This window comes from Cysteiniphilum litorale (genome assembly GCF_003428165.1).
GTDB lineage: Bacteria > Pseudomonadota > Gammaproteobacteria > Francisellales > Francisellaceae > Caedibacter > Caedibacter litoralis.
The window spans coordinates 1-5,405 of sequence record NZ_QLIQ01000076.1 but is presented as its reverse complement, the minus strand read 5'-3'; the positions used below and the strand labels follow the sequence as shown (position 1 = coordinate 5,405).

Below are 5,405 nucleotides of genomic sequence, written 5' to 3'. Positions count from 1 at the left end.
GCCACAGCACTGACCCCTGTGCTCTTTTTGCAGAACAAGCACACGCTACATTTTGAACTAATTGCAAAGGGGGCAATCAATCGTGAGTTATTGCATTATCGTTTACGGCAAAAGGCAGATGCTTATGTGGGAACACGCACCCAAAGCAATGATGATGTACATTAAGCGAGGGCAGTATGAGTAAAATAAGTAAAGTAAATAAGGCAAAGACGGTAAGTAAAATAAATAAATTAGGTATTACTTTTGCTTATTGTAGCGTTTGGGGTTTATCCTGCTTTGTATCATTGATTGCCATTAATATCAGTCATGCCAATCTCAGTAACGATATGCAGGCATTTTTAGCGGATACGGGATATGCCTCTAACATCAGCAGTAGTAAAGCAGTCATTGATCAGCAAGGTGGGTATGTTACTGCAGGTTCTGGCTATATTCGTACCCCTGTGAAAAATCTTCAGCTGATAGATGTTCAGGCACCGAATGTGAAGCTTGGTTGTGGTGGCATTGATCTGTTTACGGGAGGTTTTAGTTTTGTTAGTGCGACTGAATTGACGCAAATGGGGCAGGCAATTATGCAAAATGCAACGCCCTTTGCGATTCAACTGGCACTACAGACATGGGCACCCTCGATTAAATCAGCACTCGATTATCTGCAAAAGCTAGCACAGGATATTAACAGCTTAAATATCTCATCCTGTGAGGCGGCACAAATGGCAGTCGGTGGTATTGCGGGTTGGTTTACCAATTCAGAAAATAATAAATTTCTGTGTCAGACATATGGTACGCATTCCAATGCCTTTAGCAGTTTCTTAGCCTCTAAGCAGGGATGTAGCTCACCAGAGCAATCAAAAGCACAAGCCGAACAGGCTAAAAGCAAACCAGAGCTTAAAGACATGGTCAAACAAAATCGCAATCTGGTGTGGTATTTTTTAATGAAGAACGGCTTCTTATCAGCGAACACTGAAATTGCTGAATATGTAATGACCATGACAGGCTCATTGATTAATGAAACAAATAACGGCGGTGATTCTAAATTTAGACAGCTAGAGCCGTTAATTAAAGACGCTAAAAGTGCGGGATTTGATTTGATGCTCAATGGTCAGTTAAAAGACAAAAACCAGAAAAAACAGGAGGTCAAAATCTATCGCTGTGATGATAGCAATGCTGAACGCTGCCTAAAACCCAGTGTTCAGTTATTATCGGTGGCAGAATCCTCAGCAATGGTGCCAAAGCTTAGAGCCATACTGGAAGCCATCGGTGAAAAGATCATTAGCAATACTAAGCTTGATGCTACTCAGCAGAATATTATTAACTCAGTGAACTTTCCCATTTTTCGTCTGATTGAAACACAGCTGATGGCAGGATGGATGCCTGAATATCATGAGTATGCGGAAATCATTGCGCGTATTATTTTAACCGATTACATCAATCAGATTATCGGTCAGGCACGCTTAGCATTGAGTATGACCGATTTGGGTAAAGATGACGATATGAAGTGGCTGATTAAAAATCTGGATAATGCCCAGATGATTATCACACGACACGTTAATCACACCGCGTATCAGGCACTACAGCAGAAATCAGATTTAGTGATGCGTAGCCTGAATGTTGAAAGTGTGGTTGTCGGGCATATGTCAACCGAAACACAAGATAGTTATTATTTTGAGAAAGTTTTTTAACGTAAAAATGATTGATGTTTTCATAACTTTTTGAGAGTTTGACCTTTCAGTTTTTTACTTTTTTTATTTTTGTCCGTTTATTTTTGTTTCATTTCCTAACCACTTAAGGAGTTAGTGATGTTGGATATTTTTGTTACGTCACAAGGTCAAGTGGCACAGTATATTATCAATGCCATTGCGACCTATTATCAAAGTGAGCAAAGTCAGACCCTTTTTTGGTTTATGGGTACGATTGGCGGCTTTGTGGTGTTATGTCGTTTACTGATGCGCCATGATTATAAGGAAGTACTGTTTTGGACGATTAGTTATATCCTGATTACAGCGATGGCATTTAATATTCGCACAACGGTGATGATACATGATACCACTAAACCACTGGCAAGATACACGGTTGATCATGTGCCCGTTGGTTTGGCGTATCCGTTATTTGCAACCACCGCATTATCGAATTACGTGACCGATAGCTTAGAGGATATTATGCACGTACCTGCCGATTTAGCTTATGAGAAATATGGCATGGTCTGGGGTTCGGCGATTTTTCAGCAAATGAATCAATCCAGAGTCAATACTGAGCTATTAGGTTACTTTGCCCGTTATTTACGACAGTGTGTCTATCCTGAAATCAAATTAAGAAAAAACTTCACGTTTAAACAGTTGCATGATGCCCCTGATATTTTAACGTTCTTAAAAGATCGTATTAGTGATGGCGTGTCACGTGTCCATATTCCAAGGGCTAATCCGGATGAATCAGGGGCTGAGGATTTTCCGTACTGTGGTACTGCCACCGTATGGCTAATTAACGCCTTTAAGAACGAGGCAACCCTCAATCTCGGTGATTTACAAAAATACAATATCAATCATCAGGCATTAAATCTGGTTGAAATGCAAAGTAGTGTTCAGAATGTCTATCAGCACTTTTTTAATATCTCAGGCAGCGCACAAAACATTATGATGCAGAATTTAGCGATTAATGCCGTGCGTGATGGCTTTAGGGTATTAACCAGTGCCAGTGGTAACGCAGCAGCTGCATTAAACTACAGTAAAGTACAGGGTGAGATGTCACGTACCTCGGCATGGGTATCAATGGGCATGCAGGCGCAGGAGTTTATCCCGATGCTACATACCATTTTAGTACTACTGATGGCATGTGCGTTTATTCCTGTGGGTTACATGTCACTTTTTCCAGGCTATTTACTGCATATTACCAAGAAATATGTAGGGGGATTAATCTGGCTAGGCACATGGGGAATTTTTTATGTGTTTGTGAATTTTATCATGACATCGATTTTATCGGTACATTTAAGTATTTATGCAGGGGGGTATTCAGGCATTACGATGTCGAATATCAATGCGTTAGAAGCACTGACATGGAAATATGCAGCGGCAACGGGGTGGTTGTTGGCATTTGTGCCCTACTTATCAAGAATGCTGATTGTAGGGGCAGGCAATGCGATGATGGGCGTTGCAACAAGTATGACATCATCATTAGGTGCCTCTGCTGAGAAAGGAGCAGCGGCGATGAGTGAGGGCAATATAACGGCATTTACGACCTCTACGGGTTCGCATACGGGGAACAATCTGCAATTTGCGCAGCACCATACTCGTCCCAGTGAGATTGCAGGTGGCGCAATGCGTTTGAGTTTATCAGGGGGTAGTCAATATCAGACACCAACAGGGGGCATTGTTTATGACAATACGGCGATGCTTGATCGACAGCCATTTGATATGATGCAAAGAGAATCGGTATCGACAGGTTTATCACGTACACAGGCAGCGTATGAAAAAGAAGCGTTTGCACAGGCGCAGATGTTCAACGAAACGATTAATAGTGGTGTAAATTATCTGAATCAGACAGGCAAGACGCAAGCGTTAAAGGATTATGTGGCATCGAGTGAATCGACCAGTCAAACGGCACAATTGGCAAGTGCGTATTCAACAGTGGCGGATATTCATAATCGCTATAGTCAGGATCAGGTTAATGCGAGCATGAGTGGGTGGCATAGAGATGCAGGTCTTGAATTTAAAGCTGGTACTGGTGAAGCATTTAAGTTTTTTTCTGCAAATGCCTATGCAAAAGGTGGCTTAAATAAAAGTAACACTGATACTAAAAATAATTCCGTTGGCTTATCTGCCAGTGAGGCGAAATCTTATCGCGAAGCAATCGATACCATTACCAGTGCCACTAAGTCAGACGTTGCAACATTAGATAAAGCAGTAGGTGTTGATCAAGGACAGTCTTTGCAATCAACTTTTGGTGAAGCCAAAGCATACAGTGAATCAGCACAACGCAATTATGATTTATCGGTGCAAGCAGGAGAAGCAGCGAATTATGCCAAAAACCATGACTTTACGATGAGTGAGAATTTAATGCCAAAATTTAAGGATTACTTAGATGATCATTATACGCCACAGAATCGTGATCGTTGGTTAGGTGATATTAGTCAGCAGAGTGACCCACTCTTCAAAAAAGCGCAGGAAAGTTTTGTGGTTGCCAATAGTGATGTGTATTTGGATTGGTATAAACAAAATTCAGCGAGTATTGACTCCAGAGGACAAACAGACATTAATCAGCTATCGAGTGACGTTGATCAGGGTAGGGATGCAGTGAAACAAGCACGAACGGATAATGATCAGGCGGTTACAAAAGCACATCGTGGTATGCAAGATGAGCTAAAATATCAAATACATGAACGCAAAGGTGAAAAAATGCAATCGACTATGCCGATGATGGAGCAGGTGCATCGTGATAACTTTGCGTTAATGAAACAGCTTGGCATAATGCCTAAAGATCATGAGTTTAAAGGTAAGTTTGCAGATTATAACAAACCTGCGAACGCTTTTAATTTCGAGCATCCAGATGCATTAATGATTTATCAAAATGACGCCAAAGTAAGGGGACATGGCGATGAAGTGATGCTTGATAAGACGATATTTTCTGATTCAGTTAAAAGAAAAGTAGATGAAGGTGCATCTATATTGCCTAAAAGAGAAGAAAGCTTTGACATTGAGAAGCTGAACCAAAAGGCTGCTGTCGAAAATGCTACTCTTGGCAAAGAAGCTTGGAATAATTTGTTTGGCAAGAATAAAAAATAATTAATCACCAATGACTAATCACATAGAATTAAACTTAAAATGCTTATTCATAAAGTTTTTTATTGTTGGCATTCCTGCTTTATAAGCACAAAACCAAGAGGAGAAAACACATAGTAATGTAAAGACAAAAAAGGCACCAAAAAAATTTCTCATGATGTAGTTAGCAGTATCATCTTCTAAGACTATCGTTGACAATATGAATATGAATCCAGATAAAACTGCAACAAAAACACTGGTAACATAGCCAATCGCATACTTTTTCTGCTCCGCCGTAATCTCAATCTTATCTTCTTCTGATTTGACCATTTTAACTGCAATTGGTTCTCGATGTGATGAGTCTTCTTTTAGAAACTCCATCATTTCTCTCGCCAATACAGGATTGTTTTCAGCAATTTTTAAAAGCCGTTCTTTTTGATTGTCATTCATATTAGCCCCCTTAACGCATTAAGTTAGATGGTCTATTGTGTTAACTAAGATATATCACTGTCGATTCATTAGATTATCTGAGGGTTTATTAGTGATATCTGACACAGGTGCATCCTTAGCCTTATTATAACTTGCTAAAATCTTAATCTTAACCGATTCAGGCATGTCACTGGACATCAACAAATCAAGTTCTTCTCTAGTGTAGCCTTT

The 5,405-nt window shown here is 40.2% G+C and carries 3 protein-coding genes; 2 read left to right on the top strand and 1 reads right to left on the bottom strand.

What is annotated here, in order from left to right; genetic code table 11:
- The first annotated feature begins 176 nt into the window (after window positions 1-176).
- Window positions 177-1,676, top strand: coding sequence for a conjugal transfer protein TraH (locus DNJ75_RS14115; RefSeq protein WP_117004084.1), 1,500 nt, complete (start codon window positions 177-179; stop codon window positions 1,674-1,676).
- 117 nt (window positions 1,677-1,793) lie between these two features.
- Window positions 1,794-4,769, top strand: coding sequence for a conjugal transfer protein TraG N-terminal domain-containing protein (locus tag DNJ75_RS14110; protein WP_117004083.1), 2,976 nt, complete (start codon window positions 1,794-1,796; stop codon window positions 4,767-4,769).
- Between the two features lie 18 nt (window positions 4,770-4,787).
- Here DNJ75_RS14110 and DNJ75_RS14105 read toward each other — a convergent pair whose 3' ends face one another.
- Complete coding sequence (locus DNJ75_RS14105) at window positions 4,788-5,195, bottom strand: hypothetical protein (protein WP_117004082.1); 408 nt, start codon at window positions 5,193-5,195, stop codon at window positions 4,788-4,790.
- Window positions 5,196-5,405: the final 210 nt, after the last annotated feature.